This is a genomic window from Lapidilactobacillus mulanensis, from assembly GCF_003946215.1.
Classification (GTDB): domain Bacteria; phylum Bacillota; class Bacilli; order Lactobacillales; family Lactobacillaceae; genus Lapidilactobacillus; species Lapidilactobacillus mulanensis.
Genome location: NZ_RHOW01000023.1, coordinates 17,988 through 34,954, shown reverse-complemented (window position 1 = coordinate 34,954; position 16,967 = coordinate 17,988). Strand labels below are relative to the sequence as shown.

At 43.3% G+C, this 16,967-nt stretch carries 12 protein-coding genes and 1 pseudogene; 4 read left to right on the top strand and 9 right to left on the bottom strand.

Annotated elements, in window-relative coordinates; translation table 11 throughout:
* Window positions 1-116: 116 nt before the first annotated feature.
* Window positions 117-2,288, bottom strand: a complete 2,172-nt coding sequence (locus EKM67_RS06925; protein WP_125578304.1) for a mucin-binding protein — start codon at window positions 2,286-2,288, stop codon at window positions 117-119.
* Between the two features lie 1,144 nt (window positions 2,289-3,432).
* On the opposite strand from EKM67_RS06925, the gene EKM67_RS06920 reads away from it, so the two are divergent.
* The gene (locus EKM67_RS06920; RefSeq protein ID WP_125578303.1) at window positions 3,433-3,735 is read left to right on the top strand and encodes an SH2 domain-containing protein; all 303 of its coding nucleotides are present in this window, start codon (window positions 3,433-3,435) and stop codon (window positions 3,733-3,735) included.
* 46 nt (window positions 3,736-3,781) lie between these two features.
* Here the strand turns inward: EKM67_RS06920 and nrdG are convergent, their stop codons facing one another.
* Together nrdG and nrdD are read right to left on the bottom strand one after the other, a co-directional pair.
* Window positions 3,782-4,366, bottom strand: a complete 585-nt coding sequence (nrdG, locus tag EKM67_RS06915) for an anaerobic ribonucleoside-triphosphate reductase activating protein (RefSeq protein ID WP_125578302.1) — start codon at window positions 4,364-4,366, stop codon at window positions 3,782-3,784.
* A 30-nt stretch (window positions 4,367-4,396) separates the two neighbouring features.
* Window positions 4,397-6,619, bottom strand: coding sequence for an anaerobic ribonucleoside-triphosphate reductase (gene nrdD / locus EKM67_RS06910; RefSeq protein WP_125578301.1), 2,223 nt, complete (start codon window positions 6,617-6,619; stop codon window positions 4,397-4,399).
* A gap of 570 nt (window positions 6,620-7,189) precedes the next feature.
* Here nrdD and EKM67_RS06905 point away from each other — a divergent pair.
* The gene (locus tag EKM67_RS06905) at window positions 7,190-7,378 is read left to right on the top strand and encodes a hypothetical protein (RefSeq protein WP_125578300.1); all 189 of its coding nucleotides are present in this window, start codon (window positions 7,190-7,192) and stop codon (window positions 7,376-7,378) included.
* 190 nt (window positions 7,379-7,568) lie between these two features.
* Here the strand turns inward: EKM67_RS06905 and EKM67_RS06900 are convergent, their stop codons facing one another.
* Complete coding sequence (locus tag EKM67_RS06900) at window positions 7,569-9,635, bottom strand: heavy metal translocating P-type ATPase (RefSeq protein WP_125578299.1); 2,067 nt, start codon at window positions 9,633-9,635, stop codon at window positions 7,569-7,571.
* A gap of 267 nt (window positions 9,636-9,902) precedes the next feature.
* On the opposite strand from EKM67_RS06900, the gene EKM67_RS06895 reads away from it, so the two are divergent.
* Entirely contained in the window at window positions 9,903-10,856 is a 954-nt protein-coding gene (locus tag EKM67_RS06895) for a DMT family transporter (protein ID WP_225417335.1), read from the top strand.
* Between the two features lie 71 nt (window positions 10,857-10,927).
* Here the strand turns inward: EKM67_RS06895 and EKM67_RS06890 are convergent, their stop codons facing one another.
* The 5 genes and pseudogenes from EKM67_RS06890 to EKM67_RS06870 form a co-directional block, all read right to left on the bottom strand.
* Window positions 10,928-12,340 carry an MFS transporter gene (locus EKM67_RS06890; RefSeq protein ID WP_125578298.1) on the bottom strand — a complete coding sequence of 471 codons (1,413 nt, stop codon included), beginning with the start codon at window positions 12,338-12,340 and terminating at the stop codon, window positions 10,928-10,930.
* Between the two features lie 193 nt (window positions 12,341-12,533).
* Window positions 12,534-13,118 carry a sugar O-acetyltransferase gene (locus EKM67_RS06885; protein WP_125578297.1) on the bottom strand — a complete coding sequence of 195 codons (585 nt, stop codon included), beginning with the start codon at window positions 13,116-13,118 and terminating at the stop codon, window positions 12,534-12,536.
* A gap of 14 nt (window positions 13,119-13,132) precedes the next feature.
* Window positions 13,133-14,047: an alpha/beta hydrolase gene (locus tag EKM67_RS06880; protein WP_125578296.1), complete on the bottom strand. Its 915-nt coding sequence runs from the start codon at window positions 14,045-14,047 to the stop codon at window positions 13,133-13,135.
* Window positions 14,048-14,173: 126 nt separating this feature from the next.
* The gene (locus EKM67_RS06875; protein ID WP_125578295.1) at window positions 14,174-15,349 is read right to left on the bottom strand and encodes a MalY/PatB family protein; all 1,176 of its coding nucleotides are present in this window, start codon (window positions 15,347-15,349) and stop codon (window positions 14,174-14,176) included.
* A 93-nt stretch (window positions 15,350-15,442) separates the two neighbouring features.
* A pseudogene (locus tag EKM67_RS06870) lies at window positions 15,443-16,309 on the bottom strand (DUF3737 family protein).
* A 161-nt stretch (window positions 16,310-16,470) separates the two neighbouring features.
* Between EKM67_RS06870 and EKM67_RS06865 the strand changes: the two are divergent.
* Window positions 16,471-16,905 carry a GtrA family protein gene (locus EKM67_RS06865; protein ID WP_125578294.1) on the top strand — a complete coding sequence of 145 codons (435 nt, stop codon included), beginning with the start codon at window positions 16,471-16,473 and terminating at the stop codon, window positions 16,903-16,905.
* The last annotated feature ends 62 nt before the right edge of the window (window positions 16,906-16,967 follow it).

The window sequence follows — 16,967 nt, the reverse complement described above, 5'->3', positions numbered from 1 at the left end:
AAAAAACTCCTTCCTAAGTGTACAAGCTTTGATTATTTGCTTGTCTACTTAAGTAGGAGTATAGCCTAAAGTCATCACTGACTTTACGTTCTTTTTGTATACCTTGTATTTAAATACTACTGATCCTCTTTTTTGCGTCGTACACCAAGGCCGAATAATCCCAATGCGCTCAGGATAAGACCTACTACGCTTAATGAAGAACCAGCTTTTTCATCAGTCTGTGGAAGCTTGCCAGTACCATGTTCCTGGTTAGAAACTGACTGGTTTTGATTATGCTCAGGCGTTTTGACACCATTATTCGGATCAAGTGGATAAGCATCTTCTGAATCGTTGATGCCATCACCATCTGTATCTGAATTAGTTGGATCAGTGCCCTTGCCAGCCTCATCAGAATTCGATAACCCATCAGAATCCGGATCATCTTTATCATCAGAAATTGTTGGGTCTAGTGGTTTCACATCGTCCGAATCATTTACACCATCGCCATCTGTATCCGAATTGTCTGGGTCTGTTCCCGCTTCTGACTCCTCTTCTGAAGTTAAGTTGTCGGAGTCTGGATCGTCTTTATCATCAGAAATTGTTGGGTCTAGTGGTTTCACATCGTCCGAATCATTCACGCTATCGCCATCTGTATCCGAATTGTCTGGATCTGTCCCTGCTTCTGACTCTTCTTCTGAAGTTAAGTTGTCGGAATCTGGATCATCTTTATCATCAGAAATTGTTGGATCTAGTGGTTTCACATCGTCCGAATCATTCACACCATCACTATCGGTATCTGAATTATCAGGGTCTGTTCCTGCTTCTGACTCTTCTTCTGAAGTTAGGTTGTCAGAATCCGGGTCGTCTTTGTCATCAGAAATTGTTGGATCCAATGGTTTCACATCATCAGAATCATTCACACCATCGCCATCTGTATCCGAGTTGTCAGGATCTGTTCCTGCTTCTGACTCTTCCTCTGAAGTCAGGTTGTCAGAATCTGGGTCGTCTTTGTCATCGGAAATTGTTGGATCCAATGGTTTCACATCATCAGAATCGTTCACACCATCACTATCGGTATCCGGATTGTCTGGATCTGTTCCCGCTTCTGACTCTTCTTCTGAAGTCAGCCCATCGGAATCCGGATCATCGGGATCAACATCTTTGGTATAAGTGACAGTTGCATAACTATCCTCATCCGGAGTACTGCCGATCTCTGGAGCAGCAACTGAAGCTTGATCAGCTGTATATCCAGCTATTACCGGTGAATCAACACTGGTAAATTTATCATCAGTCGAATAAGTCTTTTCACCCGTAGTTACGTTTGTATCTACAGTCCAAGTAATTGTTTGCTTAGCTGAGTCCGGTACGATCGAATCGTCTAATCCTTCGTACGCAACATACCAAGTTTGAGTTTGTTGCGTAATTACATGGTCATTCTGTTTTACCTTAACAGTAATCGTTTCGCCATCGGCATCCATTGTCACCGAGCGCAAAGTGTCTTCCCCATCAACAAACACGTAATTGGCTAATTCCTTTGCGGTTAGTTTTGGCTGATAGGAAACAACACCACCAACTTTATGGTCAGCGTCAATTTCCGAATAGACTATTTCATTGTTATTATCTACGTCAACATAATTAATTGTTAAATCCGCTGAGGCCGTCTCGGCAGGAGTCAAGGGATCTTCATCCTCACCATCATCTTTACCATCACTATCGGTATCGGGGTTCGTAGGATTAGTTCCAATATCATTCTCTTCCGAATTCGTTAACCCGTCACTATCTGGATCCTCAGGAAGCAGTGACGTTGCACCTTTTGGAACATACAATAACCAAATATCGCCTTGATCACCATAAATAATGTCTCCGGTAAAAACAATATCATTACCCTGCTTAGGTCCATCAGTATACGTGACGAAATCATAACCATCAATTTTCAATGGCGTAATATCCTTAGTAACGTTATCGCCAGTCGGTCCAGTCAGATTAGTGGAGTAACTACCACTATTATCCTGAATCAATTCGAAACTACCATCAGCATTCAAAATATAGTAATGTACCGAAATAGTATCAGTTGTAGCCTTAGTTGCCAAGCCGCCTGAATCTGTTGAGGTTTTAGTAACTGCGGTATATTCGCTGTTCACCGTGTCTGCATGCGCATGCGCCGGTACATTCACACTGACTAATCCTGTGCTCATTGCCAAACCGAATAACATGGTGAAAACCCATTTCTTGCCGCTCTTATGCATACGGTAATGCAGGTTAACGCGTTCCATGCTTTGCAAATGATTGTTCTTACCTAAGCGTCTCATATTTGAATCCCCCAATTCAATTTTTTGTTTGCCATCCTGATCGGATAATTAATAGGGATTACCCGTTGGCTGTGGCTTCTCCAATGGAATAAATTCATTGTAAAGGGATAAATTAAAAAACGAGTATCAAATTTTGAGAATATTTTTTTACAATTGTGAACTGATCTCATGCAAACAAATGATTATTTATAAATATTTATCTCATTTTAGCGGTTTCATAAATATCATTCCTCTTGCAATAGCTTTTAATAAAAGCTAATAATCATCGTCAATTTACGCAAGATAATATAAATAATGACTAAAATATTAGAAGAATAAATAACCTCCAAACATTAGAACTTTCAAGTCTTAGACACCATCAATCAGTTGAAATGAAAGAAATTGCGGCTCACTTACATTAATTTTCTAATTTAAAAATTACATATAAATACATTTTGTACTTAGCTAAATCGGAAAATCGGCACTCAATCAATACATCGATTCTCAAAAAAATTGTTTATTTTTTTCTGATACGAAATTGTTTGTCAATATCAATCTTCAATATTAAAATTCAAGCTCACTTCTAATGGCTGCAATATAAGGAGATAATAAAATATTCGATAAACTCATGAATAACTTAGAGAAATCAAAGCAAGAATCAACCAAACGCGGATGTGCTTTTACGAACGCGCTCAGCATAGAAACACTTGATCAAGCACTCGCTGCAGAAATTTATATTCCGGTTTTGTTAGTTCTAAATCATAACGAAGTTACCACAACAAGATATGGCGCCGGCCCTCAGGAAAGCATTCTGACGATGCAGCTGACCCCCAATGCACTGGTCTTTAGTTCCTTGGGAAAAAATATCGCGGTCTCGAGAAAACAATTGCCTGGCCTGAAAATTATCAAATCAACATCTCCCTACTCAAGCGCCCCGCTCCAGCGTTGTGGATCCCCGAAGTTGAGATTTATCTGCTGCTCAGAAGATCAGTTACACTATTCCTGACTTTTATCACGATATTTTCAAAGAAAAAGATGACGGGAAACTTGAGCGTTTGATTCTTGACAACAATAGAATCAACGCGAAGTTGCTCTCTGAAATGCCACCAGTTGGTTAGATTGCACTTAAGCTATCAATTTTTTCGCATAGAACCGAGGTTCCCTCATGGAAAATATGCAACCCATTATCCTGACAGATTTAGAAGAATTGCGTGATACCAATGGCAACTTGCCGCAACTTAAGCACACTTTCACTGCTTTGGAATCCACCTTGGTCCTCGCCGGAATTCCGATTCTCACACTTTACGGTGCCGGATTGATCATGATGATTGTTGGCGTCACAATCCATTTATTCAGCCATCAATATCGTATTCGCAATTTGGATAATCGGGCGGTTTACTTGATGCCCAGATCTGAATTTAAAAAATATCAAGCGCTTATTAAAACCGCCTCAACCATAAATAGATAGCAAAAAACACGATGTCAAATGACATCGTGTTTTTATTTGTAGCATTTTATTTAACTAATTTATCCCAGATAACGACTTCACCCGTTGCGAGTGATTTTTGAACATCAATAATGCGTTGGTTGCTACTTCCGCGAAATTGTAGTGTTAAATCTTTTTTTGCTAGGAGGAAACGGCCGTCGACTAGAATATCGATCTTGCTGAGGAGTTCTAACTTGTCGGGCGTTTCTTGCATCAGTTCATCCCAAGTATAACCAGTCCAAGACCAGACATCTTTCGTGTGACCGAAGCGCGCACGCAATGCGTCCACCAACTGCAGGCAAACTTGCGTATTAACAAACGGCTCGCCACCTAATAGCGTCAATCCTTGCACATAAGATTGGCTGAGATCGTCAAGAATCTGCTCCTGCAATTCATCCGTATAAGGCTTACCATAACGAAAATTCTGTGCGGCTGCATTGTAACAACCTGGACAGGCAAAACGGCAACCAGATACATACAAGCTGCAACGCACACCCTCACCGTCAACAAAGTTAAAAGGTTTGTAACTGGCAATATATTTCTGACTTAAATCTTCCGACCGCCATTCGCCGGGTTGGGGATTTTTTGGTAACTTAATATTTTCTGTCGGCAAATGGATCACTCGTTTCTTTAATTGACTAGGTTATTCGTTGCGATTCTCATTAGCAACTTGATTATTGCTAAAGCTCATATGCTTAACGCGGTGGATAATTTCTTCGTGGCGGCCGTGAACCATTGGTCGCTGATTAGGATTACCTAAGTAGCCACAAGTCCGCTTAACTACATCACAACTTGCAGGGTCACTATTACCACATTGTGGGCACTTAAAGCCCTTCTCAGTGGGCACGAACTCACCCTTGAAGCCACACTTGAAACATTGGTCGATCGGCGTGTTGGTTCCCAAATAGCCAATGCGATCATATGCATAATCCCAAACGGCCTCTAAGGCTTTCGGATTCTGTTTCAGGTTCGGATATTCGCAATAATGAATAAAGCCACCCGAACAATATTTAGGATAATCTTTTTCGAAATCTAACTTTTCAAACGGTGTTGGATTCTTACGCACATCATAGTGGAAACTGTTCGTATAATATTCCTTGTCAGTAATATCCTTCACTTTGCCGAACTTCTGTGTATCCAAGCGACAGAAACGATCGGTCAAACTTTCAGATGGCGTGCTGTAAACGCTAAAGTGGTAGCCATATTCTTTTTCCCAATCGACACAATGATCGTACAAAGCCTTGACCACGTTGATCGTAAATTGTTTAGCTTCTGGATCGTGTTCCCAAGTTGGACCGAAGAAAACCGTACCGACTTCATACAAGCCAATGTAGCCAAGTGAAACAGTTGCACGGCTGTTCTTGAACAATTCATCAACAGGATCATTCTCATTCAAACGTTTGCCGAACGCACCATACTGATACAATATTGGCGCATTAGTTGGCAAAGATTGTTTCGCACGATTAACTTTGAAAATCAGCGCTTCTTTACAGACGCCCAAACGTTCTTCCAGGATCTGCCAGAATTTATCTTGATCACCTGCAGATTCCATCGCGATCCGTGGTAAATTCAGCGTAACAACGCCTAAATTCATCCGGCCAGAATTAACTTCTTTGCCGGTCTCGGGATCTTTCCAGCCTTGTAAGAAACTACGACAACCCATCGGTGCTTTGAACGAGCCAGTCAGATCGATCAATTTGTCATAGCTTAAGACGTCGGGATACATCCGCTTCGTCGCACATTCGATTGCCAATTGCTTGACATCATAATTAGGATCCTCTGGATTCAAGTTCAATCCGCGTTTCAATGCGAAAACCAGTTTAGGGAAAATAGCGGTCCGGTGTTCTTTGCCTAAACCTTGGATCCGGATCTTCAAAATCGACTTCTGGATCTCGCGTTCGATCCAACTTGACCCTAAACCGAATCCAAGCGTCGTAAATGGCGTTTGACCTTGAGATGAGTATAAAGTATTGATCTCGTATTCAAGTGCCTGCATCGCGTCGTAAATGTCTTTTTTAGTCCGTTTGATCGCATACTCTTTGCGACGTTCAGGTTCATCGATCCATTCGGCAGCTTCAGATTCATGCTTAGCTAAATTTTTCTCGGCAAAAGGTGCCAATAATTCATCGACACGGTCTGCAGAACAGCCACCATACTGACTAGAAGCCACATTGGCGATGATCTGCGCCATTTGTGCAGTCGCCGTCTGAATAGAATGCGGCGGCTCAACATCCGCGTTGCCAATTTTGAAACCATTCGTCAACATTTCCTTAAAGTCGATCAAACAGCAATTCGTCATCGGACTGTATGGTTGGTAATCCAAGTCATGCCAATGAATCTCACCCTTTAAATGTGCATTAGCAACCTTGGGTGGCAACATTTTCAAACCCATTGCCTTAGCAACCGTCCCGGCTGTTAAATCGCGTTGCGTATTGAAAACCTTGCTATCTTTATTGGCGTTCTCATTAACAACCGTTGCGTCATGTTTCAATAATTTTTGAATCGTAAAATTAATATCGGTGGCCTGACTGCGCTCGAAATCACGCTCAGTCCGATAATTAATATAGTCTTGAGCGATTTGATACAAATGATGATCCAACATTGTATGCTCAACAATGCTCTGGATCTCATAAATTTTAATATTCTCTGGGAAGCGATCGGCAATTTCTGCAAGCACATCATCTAGCACAGACTGCAATTCACCTGATGTTCTCGCATCAAGATCATCATTGCTATTTTCTTTGTCCGCTGCTTTTTGCATGGCTTGCGCAATTTTACTTGGATCGAAATTCATGATCCGGCCATCACGCTTGATCACGTTGATCTGTACCGCTGTTTCAACTGAATTCGTCTTCAATTCTTGCATCACAACTACCTCTTCATCATGTTTCTTAATACTAATAATAACGGGTGGGCAGGCAATAAGCAAGAGGTACAAGAAGCAGATATTGTGGATATCATGCGGAAAACTATCAATTAATACAAGATGTTGTATAAACAAAAATAGCAGAATTCAGCCTGCTCGCCAATTCTGCTACTTGTTTTTTAACTTATTTTATTCAGGATAACGTATGAATTAAATTGTTAAGATTTTTGCTAACTAAAAGTTAATTGTCAAATTTGGCCTACCTTCGGCAGAAGTTGCTCCAGAAAATAGTGGGAGGTTGCTGTGGGGACGGCTGCAGGATTTCCAAAGACCGGAAATTCTTCCGCCTAAAATGTGAGCTCCGGAAAAACGCCGGATCTCATATTTTCCCATTTTGTAAATTCGCAAAACCCGCTCATTAACAAAATTACCACTGCAACCCCACTATTTTCTTCCGCAACTTCTACCTAAACTTATTTTGTTTAGGCTAGGATTGGAATAACAGGGTTCCTCAAACTTGATTAACATTGTTGCCTTTACTTTGAATAGTTGAACGAAAAAGTTTGTGTGATGATCAAGTCCGCCTTTCGTCCTCTAGAAATTAAAGTTGCGCTTAAAATCAGTCGCACAGGACTAGACGTTGACCAGAGCCAGCACTATAAAACTGCCAAGATGAGTCAGAACGCGGAAGAAAAAGTTGCGACTCGCAGTGAAATTGTTCTTGCGGGACCAAATGATTTCTTAAATGTTCTCGGATAAGTTGCGCAATAATGCAGTCATCTACTAAACCCAAGTCCTGCTAGAACAAGGGTGATCTTCAAGACTTTTGCGGTTTTCAAAAGGCTTGAAGTCATCCCCACAGCGAGGCGCAACATTTTTCTGTAGCGTTCTGACGGAACCAAATTAAATCCTACCTCAAGCAAACAAAGCCTTCAAGACCAACTAATTCTTATTTTTTCAATCGCAAGGTCATCGCATTTAGCGCCACGATGATTGTTGACAACGACATGACCGCCGCGCCGACTGCTGGGTTGAGCACAAATCCGAGCGGCGCTAAAATTCCCGCCGCCAACGGAATTGTGATCACATTATAGCCTGCACCCCACCACAAATTTTCGATCATTTTGCGATTGGTTGCTTTCGACAGCTTCAAGAAGTTGACCACATCAGCAGGATCACTGTGCACTAACACGACATCGGCCGAATCGATGGCGACATCGGTACCGGCACCGATTGCCACACCAATGTTGGCCCGAACTAATGCAGGCGCGTCATTGACGCCGTCGCCGACCATCATCACGTCGTTGCCTTTAGCTTGATATTCGCGGACAACTTTTTCTTTGTCTTCTGGTAACAACTGACCTTTGAATTCGGTGATTCCTAATGAGTTTGCGACTTTTTGAGCGGTTTGTTGATTATCACCGGTCAACATGACGGGGGTGATTCCCATCGATTTCAAATCGGTAATGAATTTTTTCGCTTCGGGTTTAATTTGATCCCCAACTGCCAAAATTGCCAGTGCCTGATCGTTGCTAACTAAATAGCTGACACTATTGCCTTGTTGTGCGAGTTGATCATATTGATCTTTATCGAATTCGATATTTTGCTTGTTCAAAAATGCAGCTGTGACAATTTGATAGGATTTACCCTCAATGTCGCCGCTCAAACCAACGCCTTTGATCGTCTCCACATTTTCGGCAGCAGAAATTTTAACTTTTCGTTCCTTAGCACCCGTTAAAATACCGGTGGCAATTGGATGGCTGCTGTGTTGTTCCATTCCGGCAATCAGACTCAGCGCCTCATCATCGGATAATGTGTCCGTTAAACTTTTAACGGTGTTCAGTGTGAATTCGCCTTCTGTTAACGTCCCGGTTTTATCCAAAAGCACGTGGGAAATATGTTTCGCTTTTTCAATCGCATCCCGTTGTTGGATCAACAAGCCATTCGCTGCTGCAATCGAGGTACTACGTGCAACAACTAATGGGATCGCCACACCAAGTGCGTGCGGGCAAGCAATCACGAGGACGGTAACCATGCGCGATAACGCGGTTGCCAAATCGGCATTGATCCACCAGAAAACAAACGCAAGGATCCCGAAACCAAGTGCCGCATAGAATAACCAGCCCGCAACTCGATCCGCCAGTGTTTCAGTTTTTGATTTGTCTTGTTGCGCTTTTTGAACTAATTGCATGACTTGGGCTAAATAGCCGCTCTCACCGGTACCAGTGACTTCGATTGTTAAAGCACCATCGCCATTGATCGATCCACCGATCACCTTTTCGCCAGCGACTTTTTTGATGGCCTTCGCTTCACCGGTTACTAAAGATTCGTTGACCGAACTCTGCCCCGCAATGATTTTACCATCGGTGGGAATTGATTCACCACCACGGACGATGACCGTCTCACCAACTTGGACTTCTGCGAGCGGCTTGTCGATCACATCGCCATTTTCTGATTTAACGTGTGCTTCACCGGGTAATAATTGCGCCATTTTTTCTAGCGCGTTGCCGGCATTCATGATGGCGTTCATTTCCAGCCAATGTCCCAGCAACATGATTACGATCAGCGTGGCTTCCTCCGAGAAGAAATCCATCACGTGCATGCTATGGCTACCGAAATTGTTGACGACGAATGCGTACAGGCTATAAATATACGCGACGCCAGTTCCTAACGTGATCAAGGTCATCATCGCCGGTTTGCGCGCCTTCAACTCAGACCATGCGCCGGTGAAGAATGGCATCCCACCGTAGAAAAAAATCACCGTAGCTGCAATGAGAACGATCCATTCTGAACCTGGAAAAGTGACCATGAACGGTAATTGGATGCCCATCATCGGTGAGAATAATAAAATGGGGATCATTAAAATTAACGAGATCCAAAATTTCTTCTTCATATCGCCCATATGCATCATATGACCGCCATTGCCGTGATCATCGTTCATACTATGCTGATCACTCATGTTCATGTGATCCATTCCTTGGTGCTCGTGAGTGGTTTCTTTGCTGTCCATCTTCATTTTGTGTGCTCCCCATCTACCCAATTTTTTCAGCTTCGAAAAAGTTCAGGAATCTTGTTGATGAGTTAAGTTTACATTTGTAAACATAAGTTTGTCAAGAAATTAACTCACTACTTTTTTCGGCAGCTCTCGATCGGTTGCCGTCTGATTTGCAATCAACGGCACTCAAGATCAATATTTTCTGACACTGCCTATTTATTTTTTTATCAAAAATCGCTAAACTAAACTCTAGACGATTCAAAACAACAACTTCTTGAGGCGTGAATAATGTTAGCTGTGAACAGAAAAAGATTTATGATCGGAACGATCTTGGCGAGCTCGGCCGCGATCATGTGGGGATTCTCCGGCGTGACCGTCAGCATGCTGTTTAAATTAAATCCGGCGATGACACCTTTGTGGGTCAGCGAAGTGCGCATGATCGCGGCAGGTTTGATCATGCTGGTCCTCGCGCAATTGCGGCACGAACAACCCCTGAAAATTTGGCACGATAAAAAATCGTTGCTGACATTATCTGCCTACGCGCTTTTCGGTTTGATCCCCGTTCAGTATTGTTATTTCAAAACAGTCGAATATGGCAATGCACCGATCGCAACAATTCTGCAATTTTTGGGACCGTTCGTCATCACCCTTTACTTTTTGATTTTCAAACGCCAAGTCCCGACGCGAACAGAAGGCGCCGGTTTATTGCTGGCATTTCTGGGAATGCTGCTGATCGTGACCCACGGCCATTTTAATCAGTTGGCGGTGCCATCCGCGGTTTTATTTTGGGGCTTTCTCTCGGCGATCGGTGTTGCTACCAACTCGCTGATGCCGCGCGAACTCTTGCCAAAATTCGGTGTTTTGAGCGTGACTGGTTGGGGGATGTTGATCAGTGGCGGGGTGCTGAATATCTTCGGTCCATTCTGGCAACGATCCGTGACTGTTAGCCTACGTGATTTCGCGCTCTTGTTAGTCACCATTCTGATTGGGACGGTGATCGCGTTCATTCTCTTCTCAACGAGTTTGATTTATATTTTGCCCACAACCGCCAGTTTACTAGATGCCTTTGAACCGTTGTCGGCAACTTTCTTCGCCGTCTTTCTGGTTCATACCCGCTTAGGCCAGATGGATTTCATTGGCGGCGCCGTGATCATTATCGCCGTTATGATGATCACTCTGAATTTTCGCGCCTTGTTTCAGAAACGTCATCAACGGAAACTTTCAAAAATCACCAAACCCTAATTCATTTCATCACTGAAAAAAGCAGCAAGTACTCGCTAAATTTGCGAGCACTTGCTGCTTTTTTTAAAGTCTTATTTCGCGTCGTTGATTGCGCGACGTTTCTTCATTTCTTCGCGATAACTAAACCAACCGCCGATTAACGCGATGACAGCTAGAATCAGTAACAGCCAATAATCGATCCGCGCACCTTGAGCCGTGGTGGTTGCGACTTTACCGGGACGTAACTGAGACACGCCGATAATTGCCGCTAAGACACCCGTCCCAAACGAGCCCGCATATTGTTGTGACATATTAAACGCGGCGTTGATATCAGCCTTCTGCTTACTATCAACCTGTAGACTGGCATCGGTAATCGTATTACCAAAAGCCAAATTGAAGCCCAAACGCAAGACCATATAGGCAATCACGATCGAAGCGACGGTTAAATTATGTGTGAATAACACAAAAGTCAACGTCCCCAACACTAAAATAAAATGACCGATCAAAATCGGTAGTGGGTTGCCAAGTTGATCCATCAAGCGGCCCGCCAATGGTGCAACCACTGCTCCTAATAAGGCACCTGGCAGTAACATCATCCCTGCAGCCGAGGCACTTTGTCCAAGCACGAATTGCGCAACTTGCGGGATCACGAAAGACAAGCCAATATTAATGAATTGTAATAAGAAATACCCCAGCAAATGCCAACTGACAATTTTATTTTTAAAAATCGAGAAGTCGAGCAAATGACGTTGGCTACGGCGATCATATTGATAAAAGATCACGGCCAAAATGATGGCGATAATGATCAGTCCCCAGAAGTTAAGGCTCATGAACCCACTTTTAGCAGCTTGACTGAACGCAAAATCGAGTAAGAATAAAACTGCCGATAAAATAATAAATCCGATCGTGTCGAATTGATCATGTGGAAAGGCGGGTTGCAAGGTTAACGTCCGAATTCCCAAAACGAAAACCAAGACGATAAATGGGATCAGCAACCAAAAAATCATCCGCCAAGACCACAATGAGACTAATAACCCACCATATGTGGGGCCAAGCGCTGGTGCTAGGGCAATAATCATCGCCGCCATGCCGGTATAAGTTGCTAAATGCTGACGAGGAATGCTGGATAGGATCAAATGAAACATCAGGGGAACCGACAACCCAGTAGAAAGACCTTGGATGATCCGGCCCAGCATCATAACTGCAAAACTATTCGAAACGGCCAAAATTAACGTGCCGATCATGAAACAACTGATCGCAAAAATAAATAAATTTTTGACCGGGTATTTCTTGATCAGATGTGCGGACGCGATCATCATCATGGTCACGACTAACAAATAACCCGTCGTTAACCACTGAATCGTCGCCAGCTTGACGTTTAATTCAACGGTTAGCGTGGCATAAGTCACGTTGAGCGACGTTTCCACCAGAATACCCATGAAACTTAATAGGCCGGCAGCCAATACACTTAATATTGTCTGTCGCGAAACTTTTTGTTCTATCAAAATAAAAACCTCCAAAATTTTAGACAAAATAAAACCGTAGATCCCCTACACGAAAGTTAGACTTTCTGGAATTTACGGTTGATTTGCTGAAACAAAATACATTTAGTATATCATTATTTCTGAAAATTTGTCAGTATTTAATTTTAATTACTGAAAACGGCTTGTTTCGCAAACAAATACGCTTCACACGAGATCAGCGCGGAAAACTGATGCGATCCGCGTCGGTGATCGGCCGCAGAACCTTCGCCGGGCTGCCGACCGCGATCACACCGGCGGGAATATCTTTAGTCACGACGCTGCCAGCTCCGATCACACTGCCCGCACCAATTGTGACACCCCCAAGAACCACGACATTAGCACCTAGCCAAACGTCATCTTCAAGCGTGATCGGCGCAGAAGTTCCCCAGCCATTCCGACGCTCCTCGCCGATCAATGAGTGACCCGAACAAGCTAAGCAAACATTAGGCGCAATAAAAGCACCATTGCCAATTTCGATCGGTGACGTGTCTAGAAAACTACAATTATAATTAATCGCCGCAAAACCATGTGCATGAATATTAAAGCCATAGTCACAATGAAAATTGGGGCCGACTCCGGTAAGATCAGTTGCCGTTCCAAATAATTGCTTAACTAATGCTTGCCGCGTTTTCGCATCGCTCGGATCAGTCTGATTTAATTGCCAACATAACTGCTGAGCGGGTTCTTGTAATTGACTCGGCAGATCAAAATAATTCGAATTGAACGCCTGTTTAGATTTCGTTCTTGCTAAATAATCCATGATTCCTCCATCGGTTACTTTTTTGCTTGTTGATAGTTGGGATTACCCCATAAATATTGATCGACCGCAGTGGCGACCTGACTATTTTCGTGCAGCTCGCTATGTTGTGCATTGCTGCCGGAGAAAACTTTTTCCGTATAGTCAGCTTGGTGACCACGAATTAAATATTTCAATGAACGCGCCGAAACATTGCTGACGAGCCCATCGGAATGTGATCCGTCGTTTAGATCACCGATCATATTTAGAATATGCACCCCGTTGGGAAAATTCTGCCGCTTGCCATCGAGTAAAACATAAGCTGCATGTTCGTAGGCCGGCGCGCCACTACTGGTGAAGTAATTCTGGTTAACCACATCATCCACCGTTATAACGCCATCATAACAACCGGCGATCGAGACAAATTTAGCGATTTTCGGAAAGTTCGCCGGTTTATCCGCCGTCATTAACATATTGACTGTCGCTACATTGCCTGCAGAGTGCGCCACCACGTTATATTGAGTGAATCCATATTTTGTCGCCAGTTCGCTAATAACCGCCTGCAGCCAAGCCGATTGTGAATCGTAGACTGCAACGTTATTACTGAAAACGACTTGAATGATTGGATTCATGATATTTTTAGACCACTCACCACTGAAAGTCAGCTGACCGTTACTAGCGACCGTCGCCACCAACACCTTCTGCGCGCCGGTTTGCTTTTCGGCGTAACTGATCAAAGTGTTCGTTGATCTCGCGCTACCATGAAACCCGTGCACATAAAAAGTCGGCGTCGTCGATTGCAGATAAGGCGTTTCAGCCTTGCGACTAGTTTGAGCCGCAGTTTTTGAGCTAGCGGTGTTGGTTGAACTCGCGCGCTGACTCAACATGCCACAGCCAGTTAGTCCAGCCATGAATAAGAGGATGATGCTGAAATAGAACCATTTTTTCTTCATAAGGATCTCCCTGTGCACTTCAAAAATTATCTTAGCAGATTCCCGCCAGCAGAATAACACTCTGCAAGCATTCTTAGCATAAAAATAACACGACCCTTGAAAAATCGTGTTATTAATGACTCAAAATCAGACAGATTCTTTTTCGTATTGATGAATGGCACGTTGTAATCGGTGTAATCCGTCCTGCAATTCACGTTCAGGACAAGCAATGTTCAAGCGCAAGAAATCGGCGCCGTTACCGCGGTAAACAGCCTCTTCAGAAAGATAGAGTCCTGTTTCCCAACGGATATATTCTGCTAACTTAGCCGAATCTTGGCAGAAATCGGTGCATTCTAACCACAACAAGTACGTTGCCTCGGCCGGAACCAATTTAAGCTCCGGTAATTCCGTTGCTAAAAATTCCGCGACAATTTTACGATTACGCGCTAATTGTTGTTTCAATGCAGCCAGCCAAGGTGCACCTTGATTATAAGCTGCTTTGGCGGCCACCAACGCGAACGAATTTGGTTCCGCAATTTCATCATTATTTAAACCTCGGCTGACACTATTGCGCAGGTTTTCATCAGGAACGATCACAGTCGAGGTGTGCAATGCGGCCACATTAAACGTCTTGCTGGGTGAAACGCACGCGATCGTGTTGGCACGCAATGCGGCAGGCAGTGAGAAAATCGGGGTATAGTCATGACCCGCTGCGGTTAAATCGCCATGAATTTCGTCGCTAAGCAAAATAACATGGTTGTTCAAACATAGTTGTGCAACTCTCACCAAATCCTCCCGAGACCAAACATGGCCGATCGGATTATGAGGATTGCAAAGAATCATGAGTGACGTCAACGGTTCGGCCAACTTGACTTCTAAATCGGCAAAATCGATTTGGTAGGTCAATGCTTTCTCATCGTAAACTAAATCGTTGCTCAATGTATGGCGGCCATTATTTTCGATCGAGTGATAAAAGATGTCGTAAACTGGCGCCTGCACGACAATATTGTCGCCGGCATTCGTCAGTCGACGGATGATCGACGAAATAGCGGGAACGACGCCGTTACTGAAAATCATCCAATCTGGTTCGGGACGAAAACCATGTTGCTGCTGATACCAATTGGCAACCGACTCAAAATAGGCCTCGTCGGGTTCTTCATAACCGAAGATCCCAAAAGTCGCCTTCTTCTGCAGCGCTTCAATAATCTCCGGTGCAGTTTGAAAATCCATATCTGCCACCCACATGGGCAATTCATCAGCGCCAACATCCCATTTCAAAGAATTCGTGTGGCGACGATCGATAACTGTTTTGAAATCGTACATATTTTTTCTTCTTTCGTTATAGGTGTGCTTAAATAAATTTTGGCCTTGGTGGAAAACGAAGCTGATGAAATTTAATTTACAGTGGCCTTTGCACTAACTTGCGTGTGCCTTCAATGCAGGCTGTTTCGTTTCGATCACGGTTTTGGCTGGATCGATGCAATCTGGATCCAGAATCAATTCACCGATCGAATCAGCTTGTATGTGCCCACTGATTGGATTTTTAACACTGACAATATCAGAACTGATTTGTGCATCGACCTGCGAGCAATATTCGAACGTCAATTCAGAATTGATCAGCTGACAATTTTTCATAGTCAAATTGTCGATGTAACATAAACCCTGATTGCTCGTGATACGACAGTTGATCAAGGTGATATCTTTTGTATTCCAAGCCAAATATTCACCACTGATAACAGAATCATAGATGGTCACATGCTGGCAATTCCAGAAAGCATCTTTGGTGATCAGCCGCGAATTATGGACCTCGACATCTTCGGCACCATCAAATGCGTAATTTCCGACGAGATCAAGATGATCAATATAGATATGCTTGCTATCTTTGCCAAACTAATCGCCATTGACTTGGACATTGGTCAGCTTAATATTTTCGCAAGTCCATAAAGTTTCCTCGGCGTCGGAAAAATGAACCTGATCGAGCACAATATCACTGGAGCGGCGGAAATTTTTCGGAGCTTGAAATGTGCTATTTTTAATTTGAATATCCTTGGTATACCAAATGCCAGAACGCGCCATCGTCTCGAAAATCGTATCTTGCACTTGCACATGCTGACTATACCACAGTGGATATTTCCAGGTAAAAGTGCTCCCTTGCAATTGAATATGGCGACTCTCTTTTAAAGGTGACTCACCTTCTAAAAAAACCGAATTTTCGATGTGGGCGTTTTTTTCAGCAAACAATGCGCGTTCACCACTAAAAGTTGTTGCTTGATAATTTTTCAATATAAATGATCCTCCAAGTTTCTGATACGAATCCAGTATAAACCTTAGAGTCGACTCCAAGCCAAGTCCACAACGAGATTTGACAGCGAAACGAATTTTGGCGTATATTGAGAATCGTTGAACTCAGCAATACCGCTGAAATTTACTCATGGAGAAAACTCGTGAAATTATATCAAAAATTCCGTGCCTACCTGGAAAAACATGGCTGGTGGTCGATCTTCATGTATCTATTCTATGGCGGTTGGACAACCGTCGTTAACATCGTCGCCTTTGCCATCTGCCACAACTTACTTTCATTCAATTGGCAAATTGCCAACACAATTGCGTGGATCCTATCCGTTTTATTCGCGTTTGTGACTAACAAGTTGTGGGTCTTCCATTCCAAAACCGAAACATTCGGTGCACTCAGCTGGGAATTTGCCAAATTCGTCTTCGCTCGACTGATTTCTTACGGGATGGATATGGGTTCGATGTATATCTTGATCGATCTCATGTCCGCAAACACGCTGCTCGCCAAATTAATCACGCAGGTCATCATCGTGATCGCAAATTACTTTTTCAGCAAAATTTTCATATTTAAAAGCCGTGAAAAGTGAAATCATACAAAGAACCCTCAGTTATTTGGACAACAATCCAATAGCTGAGGGTTTTTACAACT

Excerpts from the sequence above, each read along its gene's own strand:
- EKM67_RS06925 (WP_125578304.1), bottom strand. The coding sequence starts at position 2,288 with ATGAGACGCTTAGGTAAGAACAATCATTTGCAAAGCATGGAACGCGTT.
- EKM67_RS06920 (WP_125578303.1), top strand. The coding sequence starts at position 3,433 with ATGGAAAATATGCAACCCATTATCCTGACAGATTTAGAAGAATTGCGT.
- nrdD (WP_125578301.1), bottom strand. The coding sequence starts at position 6,619 with ATGCAAGAATTGAAGACGAATTCAGTTGAAACAGCGGTACAGATCAAC.
- EKM67_RS06905 (WP_125578300.1), top strand. The coding sequence starts at position 7,190 with ATGATCAAGTCCGCCTTTCGTCCTCTAGAAATTAAAGTTGCGCTTAAA.
- EKM67_RS06900 (WP_125578299.1), bottom strand. The coding sequence starts at position 9,635 with ATGAAGATGGACAGCAAAGAAACCACTCACGAGCACCAAGGAATGGAT.
- EKM67_RS06895 (WP_225417335.1), top strand. The coding sequence starts at position 9,903 with ATGTTAGCTGTGAACAGAAAAAGATTTATGATCGGAACGATCTTGGCG.
- EKM67_RS06885 (WP_125578297.1), bottom strand. The coding sequence starts at position 13,118 with ATGGATTATTTAGCAAGAACGAAATCTAAACAGGCGTTCAATTCGAAT.
- EKM67_RS06880 (WP_125578296.1), bottom strand. The coding sequence starts at position 14,047 with ATGAAGAAAAAATGGTTCTATTTCAGCATCATCCTCTTATTCATGGCT.
- EKM67_RS06875 (WP_125578295.1), bottom strand. The coding sequence starts at position 15,349 with ATGTACGATTTCAAAACAGTTATCGATCGTCGCCACACGAATTCTTTG.